We start from the raw sequence: 17416 nt of genomic DNA, 5'->3' as shown, positions 1-17416 counted from the left end.
GCTGTGCCCTTTAACCAAAGATGAGGGCGCGCCCCGCAAAAAACAAGGCAGCAAGCAAACACAAAGGGGCCCGCAGGCCCCTTTGTTCGATCACGCCTCAGGCGCAGCCTTGGCTGGTGGCTCCGTATTCTCGTAAATCAACAGCGGCTGGGAGGTACCTTCGATCACGCTTTCGTCGATCACTACCTTGCTGACATCCTTCTGCGAAGGGATCTCGTACATGGTATCCAGCAACACGCCTTCCAGAATCGAACGCAAACCGCGCGCGCCAGTCTTGCGCTCCAGCGCGCGATGGGCCACGGCCTTCAGTGCGTCGGCACGAAACTCCAGATCAACGCCTTCAAGCTCGAACAGTTTGGCGTACTGCTTGGTCAGTGCATTCTTGGGCTCGGTAAGAATCTGGATCAGTGCCGCCTCGTCGAGTTCGTCGAGTGTAGCGATTACCGGCAGACGACCCACAAATTCGGGGATCAGGCCGAACTTGACCAGATCATCCGGCTCTACCGCCCGCAGCGATTCGCCAATCTTCTTACCCGGATCCTTGCTGCGCACCTCGGCATTGAAGCCAATGCCGCCCTGAGTCGAGCGCCCTTGAATCACCTTTTCCAGGCCGGCGAAAGCCCCGCCACAAATGAACAGGATGTTACGGGTGTCGACCTGCAGAAACTCCTGCTGCGGGTGCTTGCGACCACCCTGCGGCGGCACGGACGCAACCGTACCCTCGATCAGTTTCAGCAGCGCTTGCTGGACACCTTCACCGGAAACGTCACGGGTGATCGAAGGGTTATCGGACTTACGCGAGATCTTGTCGATCTCGTCGATGTAGACGATACCCATCTGCGCCTTTTCTACGTCGTAGTCGCATTTTTGCAGCAGCTTCTGAATGATGTTCTCGACATCCTCGCCCACGTAACCGGCTTCGGTGAGGGTCGTCGCATCAGCGATAGTGAACGGAACATTCAGCAGGCGCGCCAATGTCTCAGCGAGCAGTGTCTTGCCCGAACCAGTCGGACCGATCAACAGAATGTTGCTCTTGCCCAGCTCGACTTCTTCTTTCTTGTCGCGCTGGTTCAGCCGCTTGTAATGGTTGTAAACGGCCACCGCCAGGATCTTCTTCGCACGCTCCTGACCAATGACGTACTGGTCGAGAATGGCGCTGATCTCCTTGGGCGCGGGCAGTTTATGCGCGTTGCTCTCAGCCTGCGCTTCCTGCACCTCCTCACGGATGATGTCATTGCACAGGTCGACGCACTCGTCGCAGATGAAAACGGAGGGCCCGGCGATCAACTTGCGTACTTCATGCTGGCTTTTGCCGCAGAAAGAGCAATAGAGCAGTTTGCCGGAGTCCTCGCCGTTGCGGGTGTCAGTCATTCGGTCGATCCAATCGGGAAGGCTTGAAACACAAGATGAAGGCAATCGTGGGCTTTTTCAAGCCCACGGAGTGGCCGCATATCGCAGGCTGCGAGCGATCAAAGGGCCAGCTGGCGCTGAGTCAGTACCTGATCGATCAAGCCGTACTTGACGGCTTCTTCGCCGCTCATGAAATTGTCGCGGTCGGTATCTCGGGCAATCACATCCATCGGCTGACCGGTGTGGTGTGCCAGGACTTTGTTCAGGCGCTCACGGATCGTGAGGATCTCGCGGGCATGAATCTCGATGTCCGACGCTTGCCCCTGGAAACCGCCCAGCGGCTGGTGAATCATCATGCGCGAGTGCGGCAGACAGTAACGCTTGCCAGCCGTACCGCCGGTCAGCAGCAAGGCTCCCATGGAACAGGCCTGGCCGATGCAGATCGTCGACACGTTCGGCTTGATGAACTGCATGGTGTCGTAGATCGACATACCGGCAGTGACCGAACCGCCCGGGGAGTTGATGTAAAGATGGATGTCCTTCTCAGGGTTTTCCGCCTCGAGAAAGAGCATTTGCGCCACGATCAGATTGGCCATGTAGTCTTCGACCTGGCCGACCATGAAGATCACCCGCTCCTTCAGGAGGCGGGAATAGATGTCGTAAGCGCGCTCACCGCGTGCGGACTGCTCGATCACCATCGGGACCAGGCCACCGGCGGCCTGAATGTCCGGAGCTTGCATAAAAGGATTGCGGGACATGTTCCAACGATACTCCCTATGTCATGCCTCAAAAGACATAAGCCAGCACGAGGCTGGCTTATGTTGGTGCACTCGGAAAGATGAAGAAATCAGGCGGCTTGCGGAGCTTCCGCAGGCTTGACAGCTTCTTCGTAGGAGACCGATTTGTCGGTCACCTTGGCTTGCTGCAGAACAGTATCTACAACTTGCTCTTCGAGCACAACCGAGCGAACTTCGTTCAACTGATCGGCATTCTTGTAGTACCAGGCCACCACCTGCTCCGGCTCCTGGTAAGCAGACGCCATCTCCTCGATCAGCTCGCGAACGCGTGCTTCGTCGGGCTTGAGCTCGTTCTGCTTGACCACCTCAGCGACGATCAGACCCAGCACGACGCGGCGCTTGGCCTGCTCCTGGAACAGCTCGGCCGGCAGCTGGTCAGGCTTGATGTTGCCGCCGAACTGCTGAACAGCCTGGGTACGCAGACGGTTCACCTCGTTGTCGATCAGCGCCTTCGGCACCTCGATCGGGTTGCCAGCGACCAGACCTTCCATGACCTGATTCTTCACCTTGGTCTTGATGGCCTGACGCAGTTCGCGCTCCATGTTCTTCTTCACCTCGGCGCGGAAACCTTCCACACCGCCTTCCTGAACGCCGAACTGGGCGAAGAACTCATCATTGAGTTCCGGCAGCTGCGGAGCGGCGACGTTGTTCACCGTGACGGTGAACTCAGCAGTCTTGCCGGCCAGTTCGAGGTTCTGATAATCCTCAGGGAAGGTCGGGTTGATCACGCGCTCTTCACCGGCCTTGGCACCCACCAGGGCGTCTTCGAAGCCCGGGATCATGCGACCTGAGCCCAGCACCAGCTGAGTGCCCTTGGCCGAGCCGCCGGCGAAGGCTTCGCCGTCGATCTTGCCGACGAAGTCGATGGTCAGCTGGTCACCGTTCTCGGCGGCACGCTCGACATTCTCAAAGCGAGTGTTCTGCTTGCGCAGGATTTCCAGCATGTTGTCGACGTCGGCGTCGGTCACTTCAGCCTGCAGGCGCTCGATCTCGATGGCCTCGAAACCAGCCACCTCGAACTCGGGGAATACTTCGAAGGTGGCGACGTACTCGAGGTCCTTGCCCTTCTCGAACACCTTCGGTTCGACGGACGGAGCGCCGGCCGGATTCAGTTTCTCGGCAACGATGGCTTCGTAGAAAGTCGACTGGATCAGGTCGCCCAGTGCTTCCTGACGAGCGGCCTCTTCATAGCGCTGGCGAATCACGCTCATCGGCACCTTGCCGGGACGGAAACCAGGAATCTTGGCACGGCTGGCGGTCTGTTGCAGACGCTTGTTGACTTCGGTCTCGATGCGCTCGACCGGCACGCCGATGGTCATGCGGCGCTCAAGAGCGGAGGTGCTTTCAACAGAAACTTGCATGGATTTTCCTCGTTGCACAGACATAAGCCGGGCGTTCCGGCCCCAGAATGGGCAAGCATTCTAGTGGCTCGGTTGGCATAAGTCACCCTGCCCTTCATGGCCGCCGAATGACCAGTACGGTTGCCAGGTCGCCGCCGTTCGCTTCGCCATATGGCTGAACCTTGCGACTGCCGCAGCGGCTAGCTCTGCACCAGGCGTCTCATCCAGTCGAGCAGCACCGTTGGCAAGAGGCCAGGCCGAGGAAGCAGCGCATAGCGGCTCGTGCCGAACATCCGCGGCAGATAGGCTCCGGCCTGCCGATCGACAGTGAGACAGAACGGCGATATCCCCTGCAGCACCGCCTCAAGCACGGCCTGGCGGGAATCCTCGACACCGTGACGACCTTCGTAGTCGTCGCTGTCGCTTGGCTTGCCGTCGGACAGCACCAGCAACAATCGACGTGTAGCGGGCTGACGCATAAGTGAGGCACTGGCATGACGTATGGCCGCACCACAACGCGTGTAGTGTTCCGGCTCCAGGGCGGCGATGCGTAATGCGATGTCCTGCCCGAAAGCCTCGTCGAACGATTTGATGTCGCGTACTACGACCGCAGTCCGCCCCTGCCCGGAAAACGCCTGTATCGCGTACGGCGCCCCCAGGCTTTGCAACGCGATGCTTACCAGCAACAGGGCCTCCCGCTCGACATCGATAACGCGCCGCCCCTGCGATATCCAGCTATCGGTCGAGCCACTCACATCGATCAGCAACATGATCGCCAGATCACGTTGTATCGACCGCTGACTTCGGTACAGGCGGTCGTCCAGACCCGCTCCGGCTCGCAGGTTCGCCACGGCAGCGACATAGGCGTCCAGATCCAGCTCTTCACCGTCGACGCGCCCGCGCACCCAGGCGCGATGCGGGCGCAGCATCTCGAAACGGCGACGAATCCCGTCGAGCATGCCGCGATGGGATTCGAGCGTGTCTCGTACCCAGGCAGAACTGCCCGGCAGCGCGGCATGCACCTGCACGAACGCGCCCTGGTCCCGATAACGACCTATCCGGTAATCCCACTCCGGATAAAGGATGCCAGCCTGCGAAGCGTTGCCGGCAATTGCGGACGCTGGCGAGCCGTCCGGTGGCTCGTCACTGAGCAGTACCTCCTTCGGCTGTCCGGAAGAAGCGACCAGGCGCGCCTGGGGCAAGTCGCCGACCATTTCGCCGAACAGTTCGGTATCGCCTGCGTCGTCCCGATCGATCGGGCGCTGCAGGCCCAGCGGATCTTCCGCATGGGGATGCGGCTCATCGAGCTGGATCATCAATGGTCCGCTCTGCGGCGACTCGTCCTCGTCCGGCTGCGCCTGACGGACATCGGGTCGCCGCCACATCCGTACGCTGCGCGGCGGAGACTGCGCTGGGTCCCGGTCGGCCTCCGCACAACCAGCGGCGCGATGATCCGTCGTTGGCGCAAGCAAGGCGCCCGACCAGTAGTCGGCGAACAGCGGGTCGAGGCCGATCCGGCCGCCTGCGGCTGGCTGCAGTTGCCAGCGATCCACCAGGCGTGAGGCCCAGCCGCAAGAATCTTCGGCTGATGAAGGAAGCGGCAACTCGTCGAGCTCGCCGCCGAGCCATGCTCGCACGCGAATCTCCAGTGGCCGACGCGCCGCCCCAAATGCACTCAACGGCGGGCGGAATGCCAACGCGTGGGCTCGCAGCGTTCGCACCGCCTCCGCCAGCCCCGGCATTTCCCGCAACAGCTCCTGCTCGGCCGCGTGAGCTTCGAGCAGTCGATAAAGCGCACCGGTCATGGGTGTGAGGCTGCGCCAGTCGATCAGGGCGCTACCCCGGCGGATCCGCATCGCTTGCTGCAGGGCCATGACCTTGTATAGCGACGTTGCCAGCGTACGGTCTGGAATATGCACCGCCCGTGGCAACCAGATGCTCGCACCGTCGGTCGCCGGCACCGCCGCCAGGCGGTGCGGTCGAGGGCTGCGGCCGAACATCTCCGCCAGCAATGTGGGGCGTGGCGGCGGTTGCGCGATGCGTAGTCGATAGCTATGACTGGTTACCGCCGCCAGCAGCAGTTCCAACCGCTCGGCCACCTCGCTGAGCGGAACACTTTTCGGCTCCGGCGAGGCTGGACCGAAGCGCCGCCACAAACGTTGGACGAACACGGTGGCGTGACGTGCCGCATCGGTCAGGACTTCCTCTGCTTCGGCCATGTCCTAGACGAACATTCCAGAGACCAGGTCCTGCATCGCCTCGGCCAGCGCTTCGTCGTCCGACAGAGGTGCCACGATCGCCGCCAGACAGGCCTCACGTACCGGTATGCCATCGGCACACAGCGCACCCGCGGCGATCAGCAGACGAGTGCTGGGCACCTCGGTAAGGCCTCGGTCGCGCAAGGCTCGCAGCCGATGCGCCAGCGCGACCAGCGCCCTTGAGGTGGGTGCGTCCGCCCCGCTCTCCCGCTGTACGATCCTCGCTTCCTGTTCTTCGCCCGGAAAATCGAGATTCATTGCCACGAAGCGCTGACGCGTGCTGGGCTTCAGGTCCTTGAGCATCCGCTGATAGCCTGGGTTGTAGGAAATCACCAGCTGAAAGCCCGGTGAGGCGACCAGTAACTCACCGGTCTTGTCGATGGGCAGCAGTCGCCGGTGATCGGTCAGCGCGTGCAGAACCACCACGGTGTCCTGCCGCGCCTCGACGACCTCGTCCAGATAGCAAATGGCTCCCTCGCGTACCGCTCGGGTGAGCGGGCCGTCCTGCCACACGGTGCCGTCATGGCGGATCAGGAAGCGGCCGATCAGGTCGCTGGCGGACAAGTCATCGTGGCACGCTACGGTGATCAATGGCCGCTCCAACTTCCAGGCCATGTGTTCGACGAAACGCGTTTTGCCGCAGCCGGTCGGACCTTTGAGCATGACGGCCAGACCACGCGCGTGGCAGCGCTCGAACACCGCGACTTCGTTGCCACCGGGTAAATAGAACGGTTCGCCCGCACAGGCCTGGGACAGTGGAGCGCGCTCTGGCAACGTCATGTCGCGCGCGCCTCTGCCAAGGCCGGATCGGCCCCATCCGTGCTGAAGCGCGGCGCATGGCGAAAAAAGTCGTAGATGAAAAAGGCAACGCCCACGGTAAACAGCGAAGCGGTGGCGATCAGCATGACGAAGTGAATCTGGATCTTCAGCTGCGCATCCAGGTAGCCCATGCCCATGATCCGTTCGAGGTAGACCTGAGCGATACCTGCCGTGGCAAATGACAACGTCATGCCGAACATGCCGGTGATCTGCAGCCAGAACGCCCAGTAGCCCAGCGTGCTGCCCTGCTCCCTTCGGCCAGCGGTCATCGATGGCAAAGCGTAAGTGATCATCGCCAGCACGATCATGGCGTAGGCCCCATAGAAGGCGGCGTGACCATGCATCGCGGTGATTAGCGTGCCGTGGGTCCATTTGTTAACGCTGGGCCAGGTATGAGCCAAGCCGAGCAGCCCCGCGCCGAACAGCGCAAACACCGCGCTGCCGATCGTCCAGTGCAGCGCCAGCGTATTCGGATGCGCCAGGCCTGAGCGGCGCATGGCTCCATAGGCGTAAGCGGCCATGCCGACCAGCGCAAGCGGCTCGAGCGCGCTGAAGAATCCGCCAATGGGCAGCCAGTAAGTGGGCACACCGACCCAATAATAGTGGTGCGCCGTACCGAGGATGCCGGCAAGAAACACCAGGCCGACGATCACGTACAGCCATTTCTCCATGACCTCTCGGTCCGCGCCGGACAAGCGGATAAGCAGGTACGCCAGAAAGCCACCCATGATCATCATCCAGACACCCTCGACCCATAGGTGAATGGTCCACCAGCGATAGAAGATCGAAACGGTGTAGTTCTCGTAGTGCAGCAATGCAGGCAGATACAACAGCGCGGCACTGACGAAGCCGATCATCAGCACCGCTTCGGTGGTCGTGAAGCGCCCGGATTTACGGATCGTCATGCCGACGTTGTAGAGAAAGATCAGCATACAGATGACGATCACGATCTTGTGCGGCAGCGGTTGCTCCAGCAGCTTGTTGCCCGTCCCGTAGCGGAACAGGTAACCGATGATTGCGGTGACACCCATCAGCGTCCAGAGCACTAGCTGCACATAGGCCAGCCTGGTGCTATGCAACTCGGTACGCGACTCCTCAGGAATCATCCAATAGGTCGCGCCCATGAATCCGGTCAGCACCCAGACGATCAGCAGGTTGGTATGGATAACCTTGGTCACGTCGAATGGCAGGATGTACAGCAATGGGTCCGGTCCGATGTACTTGGTCGCAGACAACAGGCCGAAAACCAGCTGAAGACCGAACAGGACCATCGCCACGGCGAAATACCAGTAAGCGACCGATTGGGACTGATAGCGCATCTTAGTTTCCCCTTGCAGCGAGCATGGAACAGGCCGGGCCTGTGCCGTGCGCGTGTCACTTGAGCGTTTCGAGATAGGCTGTCAGCTGATCGATCTGTTCGTCCGTCAGGCTCTCGCCGTAGCCGGTCGGCATGAACGAGGTGCCGTCAGCCGAGTACATCGCGCCTGCAACGATGTGCGCGCTGGGGGCGACGATCGATTCGCGGATGTAGCCGCGTGTGTCCTGGGCCTGCCCCTGGTAGTCGGGCGAAGCGATCACTTGCGCGGCGCGAGTCGCGATGCCGGATAAAGTCGGCCCTGCCATGTCGGCGCCCGGCGCGGTGGAGTGGCAGGCGTTGCAAGCCGGTACCGCTGCGCGGAACACCTGCTCTCCCAGTGCGCGGTCGTCGTCCTCTGCGTCCACTGGCCGCGCCCCAGGAGGCAAGTCGCTACGTTGCGTGCCACCAGTCTTCAGCGTATCGGCGCCCGGAACGAAACTGCCGGTGACCAGGATCGGTCGCGGCGGCCAACCTTGGTTGTCGACCTTGCTGACCCAATCGAGGAATGCGATCAGGTCATCGATTTCGCTCTCCGCCAGGTCCTGCTTGGGCATCAGACGGCGGTGGACCTGCTCGTCGTAGAACTTGGACGGATCGCGCATGTACGCTTTCAGATATGGCTCGCCGCGATGCTGGGTGATCTTGGTCAGGTCCGGTGCGTAGTACGCTCCTTCGCCGAATAAGGTGTGGCAGTTGATGCAGTTGTACTTGTGCCATACATCCATGCCGTGCCGGACCTGCGGCGTGATGTTCTCAGCGTTGGTCAACGCGGGAAACTGCCGATGACTGTCGACGGTCAGCCCGATGAACACGAGCGCGGCCACTCCGGTTGCGGCAATCGCGAAAAGCCTGGCTTGGCGGTTGTTCATTTCACCCCCTCAGACATTGATGCCGGTCCAGTGAATGAGGGTCATCGAGAACGCGTAAAGCATTGCGCCGAGCATCAGAAGCAGCACGACGAAGCTCAACAATTTCACCGGACCGTAGAGCTTTTTGGCTTGCATGCGGTTCTCCTTTGACGGCAATCGCTACCCACCGTCGGGCTGTCAGAGTTCGGTACAACAGCGCTCAAGCCTCTCCGGAACGATGAGTTCAGCACTGCGTTGCGCCGTGCCTCTGCGCCGCTCCGAGAAGCGGCTGAGCTTTTATCGCTCCGCCACCCTCGATTGCCCGGTTAAAGACTGATTTGACGAAGCACTGCTGCCCGATGATTAACTTCATCGTTATTGCAGGCCGCTTGCTGGCGAAATTCGAAGTTACTTCTATTCGGCCGTTGCACATGAGTCGCTGGCTTAATAAGCCATATTGCTAGAGTCTCTCCCTTCATTCGACGCTTGCTCGAATACCGAACAGCTACAGGGGCCATTCTAGACGGCCAAGACCTGTCCGCCAGCAGTCACATCCACGCCCAGGCTGCACATATCAGATTTAATGATCCGAATATCGAAAATCATTGATGCGGTATTAATCCGCTCTGCTTGATTAAATTGACGCTGATCAAATCGAGCAACTCCGGCGCGAACGGCAGGATTAATTACGTCCTTCGAAAATATATATTCAACTGGCCGACAGATGGTTATGGCGGTGCGCAAAACGGGGCCCGGTGAGTCGCATGTAACGGCCGGCGAGGAATATCCGGCGCAAGAAAGAATGAACAGTGCACACTCAGGATCGTTGCAAGGCGCCCAGCCAGCGGCGGATGCGTTGCTCGACGCGCTCAGGAACGCTAACGTAGCGGCCACCGCATCCGATCACGCTTCCCATGACCAAGCCCCCTTCATGCCCGGCCTTGCAACTGGACAACCAGCTCTGCTTCGCCCTGCATTCGACCTCGTTGCTGATGACCAAGGTCTACAAGCCGATGCTTCAGCGCATCGGCCTGACCTACCCGCAATACCTGGCGATGCTCGTGCTGTGGGAAGCCGATGGCATCACCGTCGGCGATATCAGCTCCCGCCTGATGACGGACCCGGGATCACTGACACCCTTGCTCAAGCGGCTGGAAACGGAAGGATTGATCACCCGCACTCGCCGTAGCGACGACGAGCGTGTTGTCGAGCTGCGTCTCACCGATAAAGGACGCGCGCTGCAGGAACAGGCCGAGTGCATTCCCGCGAGCATCCTCGGTGCCAGCGGTCAGTCTACCGAAGCCGTTGCAACGCTGAAGGACCAGGTAGTTGCCTTGCGTAGCGCTCTGCTGAAGCTGCTCTGAGCCATTGCGGCTCGTCTCGCAACGATAGCCCGGGTTCGAAACGAAATATTAACTTGCGCACAAAGAAATTGCCGGCTAGCTTTCCCCGACATTATTTAGCGCGCAATTATTTTGCGTATCACGTGAGGAGAGTACCATGCAGACCATCCAAGCCTTGTATACCGCCACCGTTACCGCCACCGGCGGACGCGACGGTCGCGCCATATCGACGGACGGCAACCTTGACGTCAGGCTGGCCACACCAAGGGAGCTTGGCGGTCAGGGCGGTAACGCGACCAACCCGGAGCAGCTCTTTGCGGCAGGCTACTCGGCCTGCTTCATCGGCGCCTTGAAATTCGTCGCTGGCCAACAGCAGCAGGCGCTTCCGGCAGAAACGTCCATCACCGCCAACGTCGGGATCGGCCAGATTCCGGGTGGTTTCGGCCTGGAAGTCGCGCTGCAGGTCAGCCTGCCGGGACTGGACCGAGAGCTGGCCCAGCGGCTGGTCGAAGCCGCCCATCAGGTATGCCCCTACTCCAACGCAACCCGCGGAAATATCCAGGTTAGCTTGTCGCTGGTCTGACGCCACGGTCCCAGGCAGCCCGGAGGCATGGTACCTCCGGGCTCAGCAGGCGGACTTCAGATCCGCAGTGCTACACCGAGGCGCAGCTCGCGGCCCGGCTCGTAGCTACCACGCACGCCTTCGTACCCGGGGATGTGTTCGAAATCCTCGTTACTAGCGTGATCCAGGTACTGCTTGTCGAAGATATTCTTCAGCGTCAGGATCACCACCAGCCGTTCATTGCTCAGCGCTGACCATTGGGCGTAGAGGTCGTGCACAGCATAGCCAGGCTTGTCCAGCGTGCCCACACCGGTACGCAGCGAATCGACGCGGCTGACGAAGCGCCCCTGCCAACCGAAGGACAAAGCATCACTGGCGCGATAGTCGGCAAAACCGGTCCAGGTATCGCCGACCGTCGTGCCGAGACCGTTGTGCTCATAGACATTCAGATCGTCGCCGTCGAGCTCGACGTCGTTGTGGTGATAGCTCCGCCCCGCCGCAGCGGAACTCGAAACCCAGTTCGTTGGTACGGGCCTTTTCTGCGTCGAGGCAGGGATCGTTACCGGCGGCACAGGAGGAGCGATCGCTTGCTCAAGCCAACGGCCGCATCGCAGACGCCCTGGCTCGCTCACGATGCATCACCTAGCGACGAAAGCGAAATATCGTCGTCTCGAGGTGCTCAACTGCGGAAGAACAGCACCGTCATGACCGAACCCGTGACGATCACGACAGCCCGCACGAATGCCGGCCGCAACTTTCGGCCGACGCGCGCCATGAAGTAACCCCCGACACTGGCAGCCAGCATCATGACCAGCGCCTCTTTCCACAGGATGGCCCCGCCAAACGCGTAGACCGACACCGCGATGGCCGTCAGTACCGACGAAACCAGATTCTTTAGCCCTTGCATGGAGTTGATGCTGCTATGGCCGAGCAGGCTGAACGCGGCCAGCAGGACGATACCCAATCCGCCGTTGAAGTAGCCTCCGTAGATACTCACCACTGCCAGTGTGCAACCTTGCAGCCAGGCGCCGGCTTCGCCTTCACGGGCATTGCCGCTGAACATGCGCAACAGCCATGGGCCGAACGCGAACAGCAACGTGGCGAACAGCAGGAGCCAGGGCACGATGGCGCGGAACATTTCGTCAGGAGTCGTCAACAGCAGAGCCGCGCCAATGGCGCCGCCGCCCAGGCTGATGGCAATGACTGCGCCCATCGTCAGCGTGACCGGCGGTTTGAGGTCCTCGCGATATCCCCAGGTGCTGGCGAAGTAGCCGGGCAAGAGCGCAAGCGTTCCGGATGCATTGGCCGCGACGGCGGGCACCCCCGCATAGACCAGAGCCGGGAAGGTGAAAAAGCTCCCGCCACCGGCGATAGCGTTCAAGCCGCCGCCGAGAAATGCCGCCACAAGCAGAATTAGCCAGGTGGTGAGTGAATGGTCCATGCGCTACTTACTCCTGTTCCTTCAATGGGTGGGTGGCGTGATCGAGCGATCTGGCGAGGGCTTCCAGCGCGGGGGTCAGGAGCTCGCTGGCCGCTATGGCGGCTCGCTCAGGACAACCGCTGCGGATGGCCTCGTAGAGTGCGGCATGGGCCTGATAGGTCGGCTCGGGGAGTTGATGCTCCGCTTCCGTTCTGACGATGGTGTTCTGCAGGCCAGCCCAGAAAAACTGGTACATCTCCAGCAACGTAGCGTTATGGCTGGCCCGGACAATATTCAGATGAAACTGCGCGTCTCGCTGAGCGAAGTCCGCCAACGAGGCGTCATCGCTCCAGCTTCCTCTCGCCCCAAGCGCGTCGTGGATGGCCTGCAGATCCTCTTCGCTGCGGCGAGACGCAGCGAGGCGCGCCGCCTCCACCTCCAGAGCACGACGAACCTCCAACTGGTCGTGCAGGGCCGCGCGCTCCAAGTGCTGGAGCAGGCCAGCAGGGTCGCGGACAGAGCGCACGAATGTTCCGGCGCCCTGGCGAACCTCCAGGACACCGGTATGCACCAGCGCCCTTACCGCTTCGCGAACCGTGTTGCGTCCAACGCCCAACGACTCGCTGAGCTGACTTTCCGTGGGGATCCGCGCACCGCATGGCCACTGCCCCACTGTGATCTGCGAACGCAGTTGTCCAATCACCTGTTCAACCAATGACGAACGCGCCGTTTGCTGCAGAGCCATATCGACCACTCCCTACAAATTGAGCCGATCATAGGATGAATTATCAGCAGCGACAACGAGAGAACCGATTTCGACGCCTAGACTTCTGTAGAACGTGGCTCAAGAAGACTAACCTCCGCTGGTCGGCAACCGACAAAGGCACGGCCAGGTCTGCAAAACTGAAGAGGCATCGATAGCCTTGCCAGCGAGATGCCTATGCACACCACCTACAACATTGCTCTGGTCAGCCTGTCCATCCTGATCGCCATCGCCGGCTCGTTCACGGCTCTGGACCTTGCCAGTCGAAGCAAGGTCGCCATAGGCTGGGCCCGCCACGCCTGGCTGGCCGCCGCAGCCGCCTGCATGGGCGGCAGCATCTGGTCGATGCATTTCATCGGCATGCTCGCGTTCGGCATGCCGGGCATGAAGATCCGCTACGACCTGCGTCTGACGCTCTGGTCCTTCATCGTGCCGATGGTGGTGACGGCCCTCAGTTTCTTTGCGGTAGGTATCCGGGGCTCGAAGCGCTCCACGCTTGGCACCGGCGGGCTGTTCATGGGGCTCGGCATAGGTGCAATGCACTATATGGGTATGGCAGCCATGACCATGAACGCCGAGCTCAGCTACGACGGGTTGTGGGTGGCAATTTCCTTCGCCATCGCCATTGGCGCCTCGACCGTGGCCCTGTGGCTGGCGGCCAAGGGGACCCGACCCCTTCTGCAGGCTGTGTCAGCGATAGCGATGGGCTTCGCAATCGCCGGCATGCACTACTCCGCCATGGTCGGCGCGCACTTCAGCACCCTGGACGCCACTCAACCTGCCCTGCCGGGTGACGGCCTGGATCTCGTGTCCCTCGCATCGGCCGTCTCGGGCTCGACCTTCGTGGTTCTGTTCTTCGGCCTTGCCGCCTCCCTGCATGATCGACGCCGCGCGATGGTCAGCGAGCAGGAGGCGGCCGCGCTGCGGCGTAGCGAGGGACGCTTCAAGGAGCTCTACAGCAAGACGCCGCTGCCGCTGCACTCGTTGGATACGGATGGACACCTGCGGTCGGTGAGTGACGCCTGGCTCGCGCTGGTCGGTTACCGTCGTCAGGACGTCATCGGGCGCAAGCTGATCAGTTTCATGACCCCAGAATCGGCTCGCCAGCTGGTCGAGCACGACTGGCCGCGGCTAGTCGCCACGGGTGAATGCCTGAACGCCGAATATCGCCTCGTTGCCCGGGCCGGCCTGTTCGTCGACGTGCTGGCGTCCACCCGGATCGAAGCCGCTGCTGAGGGCGCGTTGATCCTTGGTGGCCTGGTGGACGTCACCGAGCGCAGGCAGGCCGAAGCGGCATTGCGCCAGGCGCAGAAAATGGAGGCCATCGGCAAGCTGACCGGCGGAATTGCCCACGACTTCAATAACCTGCTGGCGGTGGTCGGCGGTAACCTTGAGCTGCTACGCAAGCGCCTTCCGGATGGCGAGCCGCGCATCGACAGCCTAATCGAGAACGCCTTGCAAGCCGCCCAGCGCGGAGCGGGTCTGGTGCAACGATTGCTCACGTTTGCCCGCAAGCAGGAGCTACGCCCAAGCTCGGTGCTGCTTCCCGATCTGGTGATGGGCATGCGTGAGCTGCTACAGCGTTCTGTCGAGGCCAACATTACCGTCGACATGCGCTTTCCGTTGAATCTGCCGCCGGCCTTCGTGGACGCCAACCAGCTGGAGATGGTGCTGATCAATCTGGTCGTCAACGCACGCGACGCGATGCCGGGCGGCGGCACGATCTGCATCGAGGGCCAATACCACCCCGCAGCCAACGACAACGCACCGCCTGGAAACGAGCACGTCGTGCTACTGGTACGGGACGATGGCTGTGGTATGCCCCAGGAGATTCTGTCCCGTGCCACAGAACCCTTCTTCACCACGAAGGGCCCCGGCAAGGGCACCGGTCTCGGGCTGTCGATGGCACACGGTCTGGCTGAGCAATCGGGCGGGCGTCTTGAGATCCGCAGCACTCCGGGCGAAGGCACGGCGATCGAGCTTTGGCTTCCAGTGGCCAAGCCGCAAGAACGCGCCGAAGACAAGAGCACCTCGGCGGCTGCAAGCCCATGGTTACGCACGGCAGCCAAGGCTTCTCTTACCGTGCTCGTCGTCGACGACGATCCACTGGTTCTGGAAAATACGTCGGCGCTGCTCGAGGATCTCGGCTATAGGGTGACCGCCGTTGACAATGGTGAGGCCGCCCTCTGCCTGCTCCGACGGCAGGACGACTTCGACATTCTGGTCACCGATCACATGATGCCCGGCATGACCGGCGCTCAATTGGCCGAGACCATACGCACCGAGCGACCGGGCCTTCCCGTTCTGCTGGTCAGTGGCTACGCCGATCTGGCCGAAGGCAACCGCCGCCTGCATACACTGGCCAAGCCCTTCAATCAGGCAGCGTTGGTGCATGCGATGAATCAGGCGATGAATCGGCCGGAATCTGGCGTAGTCGTGGAGCTTTACCCATCACACTGAAAGCTCACCTCGATGCGCTCAAGATGAATCCATCCCGAGCTCGTTGCCGAGGCGTTCGCGACAGAGCAACAGAAACATCAGCGCACGCCGCGGTCTTCGGCTGCGTCCAGCCATACGGGCTCCGCCTCGAAAGCGGCTCGCAGCACCTCCATGAAGGCCGGCGCTTCCGGAGCGGCGATAGGCCCGAACGCCGTGACCGCTATCCCCGGCGACCAGGGATCCATCACGGCCGCGCCATGAATCCGAGTAACGAACTCCTTCACCATGTCGTTGGGCAAGCATTGCCAGGACTGACGACCAGATCCCCGACCGCAGGCCTTCACGCGTGCAGCCGGGTAAAATCCCCTACGGTGGTCGTCATCGAAATCGTCAAAGCCTTGCTCAAACATAGGCCCGCTACTTGGCGTACCTCCCAGCGGAAGCTTGGTAAGCTGGCCGCGTTCCACGGTCATTGGGGGTTCCGTGTTTTCACTCAAGCGCAAAGGTGATTTCCGACTGCAGCTGACCCGCACGCTGAAGCAGCCTGGCCGACACAAGATCGAGCTGTATCTGTTTACTCCGCACGAAAGCAACCTGTCGGCATGGACCCTGTCGGAAGAGCAGTTTTTCTTTAAGGCCCTGACGCACAGTTTCGGGCTGATGGGCATGCCATCGAAGGACCGCCTCATCAAGGCCGACCATTCCTTCGTCCTGCTCTCTCCGCACTACGAAATCATGTACGGCTCCTGGTTCTTCCAGTACCAGGCTTCGATGGAGCGGCTGCGCCAGCAGATGCTCACGTCCGGGGCTGTGGCAGAGCCCGTCGCACGCGGCCTGCGGCTCAGCCAGAACTTCGCGCAACGTCTGCGCAGGTCCAGCCCGAAGCAGAGCAATCAGCAGCGCTACTTCCGTCAGATGGACATCTATTTCTCATGGCATGCCGAGCAGTTCCTGCTGGAAAGCATGACCCTTGAGGGCTACGCAACCGTCGATGAAGAACTTAAGCAATCGGTGGCGGAATTCCTGCGCCAGGAACGTAGATACCGCAAGGAGCGCGAGTACCTGAGCGACTTTCACGGAACCCCGACTCGGATATGGAACCGCATGGCGTTGTATCACCGGCTGCTGGAGTATCCGGTGATGTTGCGCTCGAAGGTCACAGAGCTGGGCGCCGGCACCCACAAGCTGGTCAAAGCGATGTCGACGATGCTGATCATGTCGCTCTTCACTTACTTCCTGTTCAACGCGCGCGACGCCAGCGAGAAACTCTCGCTCACTCTCCTGCTGGTGATCGCGCTGGTCTATGCCGTTCGCGACCTGCTGCGCGACGACATGATCACAGCCATCACCCGCAGACTGCGCAAAGGCAAGCCGCGCTGGAAGATTCGCCTGCTGATGCCTTACACCCGCAAGGTGCTCGCACAGCAACGGGTCTGGCTCGACTATCGCAAGCTGCCCGACCTGCCGGTACTGGTTCGAGAACACTCCGGGAAGTGGGCGACTAACGAGGAGCGGCAGATCATCTGCTATCGCGTTCTGCTGACGCTGGACAAGGCGGCCCTGGAGCACGACGAGATTCGCGAGCGGCTCACGCTGGATTGCGAACAGCTTTGCGCAATAATCCAGGCGAGCCACAACAAGCTGTTTGTCCGTGCCGAAGGTGATGATCTCGCTAGCGAGGGCGACAAAGGTTCAGTCCAGGCCCACCCCATCGAGAAACAGCACGACTACAACTTGCTGCTGTTGCACACCGATCCGGGCGAGCACTTTCCATCGGCCCAGCGCTGGCGCCTGAGGCTTGGCACCAACGGCATCGTGCAATGCGAAAGCAAGAAGGCCCACTGGCCTGAACCACCAGAGCTACAACGCTCCGCCTGGCATCGAGTGAGCCGCCTGTGGCGATGGGGATGAACCCATTGCCGCCCTGCCGACCCTGCCAGTGAGCACGCAAACGGCGGCGGGATAGATCCTTAGTCTCCGCATCAGAGCAGCAGGCACCGTTTCTTTTACAACTGGATCCCGGTGAGCTCCGCAGTCTTCTTGCGGATGAAGCCTCTTGGCCAGATCACCAATCAGCTCAACGCTCCAGCCACCGGCGGCTAGCGCCCCCATTTCTGGTC

At 61.2% G+C, this 17416-nt stretch carries 16 protein-coding genes; 4 read left to right on the top strand and 12 right to left on the bottom strand.

Annotation, left to right across the window (positions count from 1 at the left end):
* Positions 1-90: 90 nt before the first annotated feature.
* The 8 genes from clpX to NAO55_RS05650 form a co-directional block, all read right to left on the bottom strand.
* A complete protein-coding gene (clpX, locus tag NAO55_RS05685) occupies positions 91-1371 on the bottom strand; it encodes an ATP-dependent Clp protease ATP-binding subunit ClpX (protein ID WP_063543014.1) in 1281 nt (426 codons plus the stop codon).
* A 98-nt stretch (positions 1372-1469) separates the two neighbouring features.
* Positions 1470-2108, bottom strand: a complete 639-nt coding sequence (gene clpP / locus NAO55_RS05680) for an ATP-dependent Clp endopeptidase proteolytic subunit ClpP (protein WP_102841136.1) — start codon at positions 2106-2108, stop codon at positions 1470-1472.
* 89 nt (positions 2109-2197) lie between these two features.
* The gene (tig, locus tag NAO55_RS05675) at positions 2198-3508 is read right to left on the bottom strand and encodes a trigger factor (RefSeq protein WP_102841137.1); all 1311 of its coding nucleotides are present in this window, start codon (positions 3506-3508) and stop codon (positions 2198-2200) included.
* 179 nt (positions 3509-3687) lie between these two features.
* Positions 3688-5706, bottom strand: coding sequence for a nitric oxide reductase activation protein NorD (locus NAO55_RS05670; protein ID WP_102841138.1), 2019 nt, complete (start codon positions 5704-5706; stop codon positions 3688-3690).
* A 3-nt stretch (positions 5707-5709) separates the two neighbouring features.
* Positions 5710-6525, bottom strand: a complete 816-nt coding sequence (locus NAO55_RS05665; protein WP_102841139.1) for a CbbQ/NirQ/NorQ/GpvN family protein — start codon at positions 6523-6525, stop codon at positions 5710-5712.
* Positions 6522-7883: a cbb3-type cytochrome c oxidase subunit I gene (locus NAO55_RS05660; RefSeq protein ID WP_102841140.1), complete on the bottom strand. Its 1362-nt coding sequence runs from the start codon at positions 7881-7883 to the stop codon at positions 6522-6524. Before NAO55_RS05660 ends, NAO55_RS05665 begins: the two co-directional genes overlap by 4 nt.
* Before the next feature lie 55 nt (positions 7884-7938).
* A complete protein-coding gene (locus NAO55_RS05655) occupies positions 7939-8790 on the bottom strand; it encodes a cytochrome c (protein ID WP_102841141.1) in 852 nt (283 codons plus the stop codon).
* A gap of 9 nt (positions 8791-8799) precedes the next feature.
* Positions 8800-8925, bottom strand: coding sequence for a hypothetical protein (locus NAO55_RS05650; protein WP_256070092.1), 126 nt, complete (start codon positions 8923-8925; stop codon positions 8800-8802).
* Between the two features lie 758 nt (positions 8926-9683).
* Between NAO55_RS05650 and NAO55_RS05645 the strand changes: the two genes are divergently transcribed.
* Complete coding sequence (locus NAO55_RS05645) at positions 9684-10133, top strand: MarR family winged helix-turn-helix transcriptional regulator (protein ID WP_102841142.1); 450 nt, start codon at positions 9684-9686, stop codon at positions 10131-10133.
* Between the two features lie 136 nt (positions 10134-10269).
* Positions 10270-10695: an organic hydroperoxide resistance protein gene (locus tag NAO55_RS05640; protein ID WP_063543030.1), complete on the top strand. Its 426-nt coding sequence runs from the start codon at positions 10270-10272 to the stop codon at positions 10693-10695.
* Positions 10696-10751: 56 nt separating this feature from the next.
* Here NAO55_RS05640 and NAO55_RS05635 read toward each other — a convergent pair whose 3' ends face one another.
* Genes NAO55_RS05635 through NAO55_RS05625 form a run of 3 tightly spaced genes read right to left on the bottom strand, consistent with a single transcriptional unit; the run spans position 10752 to position 12839 of the window.
* Entirely contained in the window at positions 10752-11306 is a 555-nt protein-coding gene (locus NAO55_RS05635) for a hypothetical protein (protein WP_232244550.1), read from the bottom strand.
* A 47-nt stretch (positions 11307-11353) separates the two neighbouring features.
* Positions 11354-12115 (bottom strand): sulfite exporter TauE/SafE family protein, encoded by a 762-nt coding sequence (locus NAO55_RS05630; RefSeq protein WP_102841143.1) that lies wholly within the window; start codon positions 12113-12115, stop codon positions 11354-11356.
* 7 nt (positions 12116-12122) lie between these two features.
* Positions 12123-12839: a FadR/GntR family transcriptional regulator gene (locus NAO55_RS05625; RefSeq protein ID WP_102841144.1), complete on the bottom strand. Its 717-nt coding sequence runs from the start codon at positions 12837-12839 to the stop codon at positions 12123-12125.
* A gap of 189 nt (positions 12840-13028) precedes the next feature.
* On the opposite strand from NAO55_RS05625, the gene NAO55_RS05620 reads away from it, so the two are divergent.
* Complete coding sequence (locus tag NAO55_RS05620; RefSeq protein WP_146030738.1) at positions 13029-15317, top strand: MHYT domain-containing protein; 2289 nt, start codon at positions 13029-13031, stop codon at positions 15315-15317.
* A gap of 77 nt (positions 15318-15394) precedes the next feature.
* Here NAO55_RS05620 and NAO55_RS05615 read toward each other — a convergent pair whose 3' ends face one another.
* Complete coding sequence (locus NAO55_RS05615; protein WP_102841146.1) at positions 15395-15769, bottom strand: hypothetical protein; 375 nt, start codon at positions 15767-15769, stop codon at positions 15395-15397.
* A 10-nt stretch (positions 15770-15779) separates the two neighbouring features.
* Between NAO55_RS05615 and NAO55_RS05610 the strand changes: the two genes are divergently transcribed.
* Positions 15780-17207, top strand: coding sequence for a hypothetical protein (locus tag NAO55_RS05610; protein WP_102841147.1), 1428 nt, complete (start codon positions 15780-15782; stop codon positions 17205-17207).
* Positions 17208-17416: the final 209 nt, after the last annotated feature.

This window comes from Stutzerimonas frequens, assembly GCF_024448335.1.
Taxonomy (GTDB): domain Bacteria; phylum Pseudomonadota; class Gammaproteobacteria; order Pseudomonadales; family Pseudomonadaceae; genus Stutzerimonas; species Stutzerimonas frequens.
This window is presented reverse-complemented; position numbering and strand designations above follow the sequence as displayed.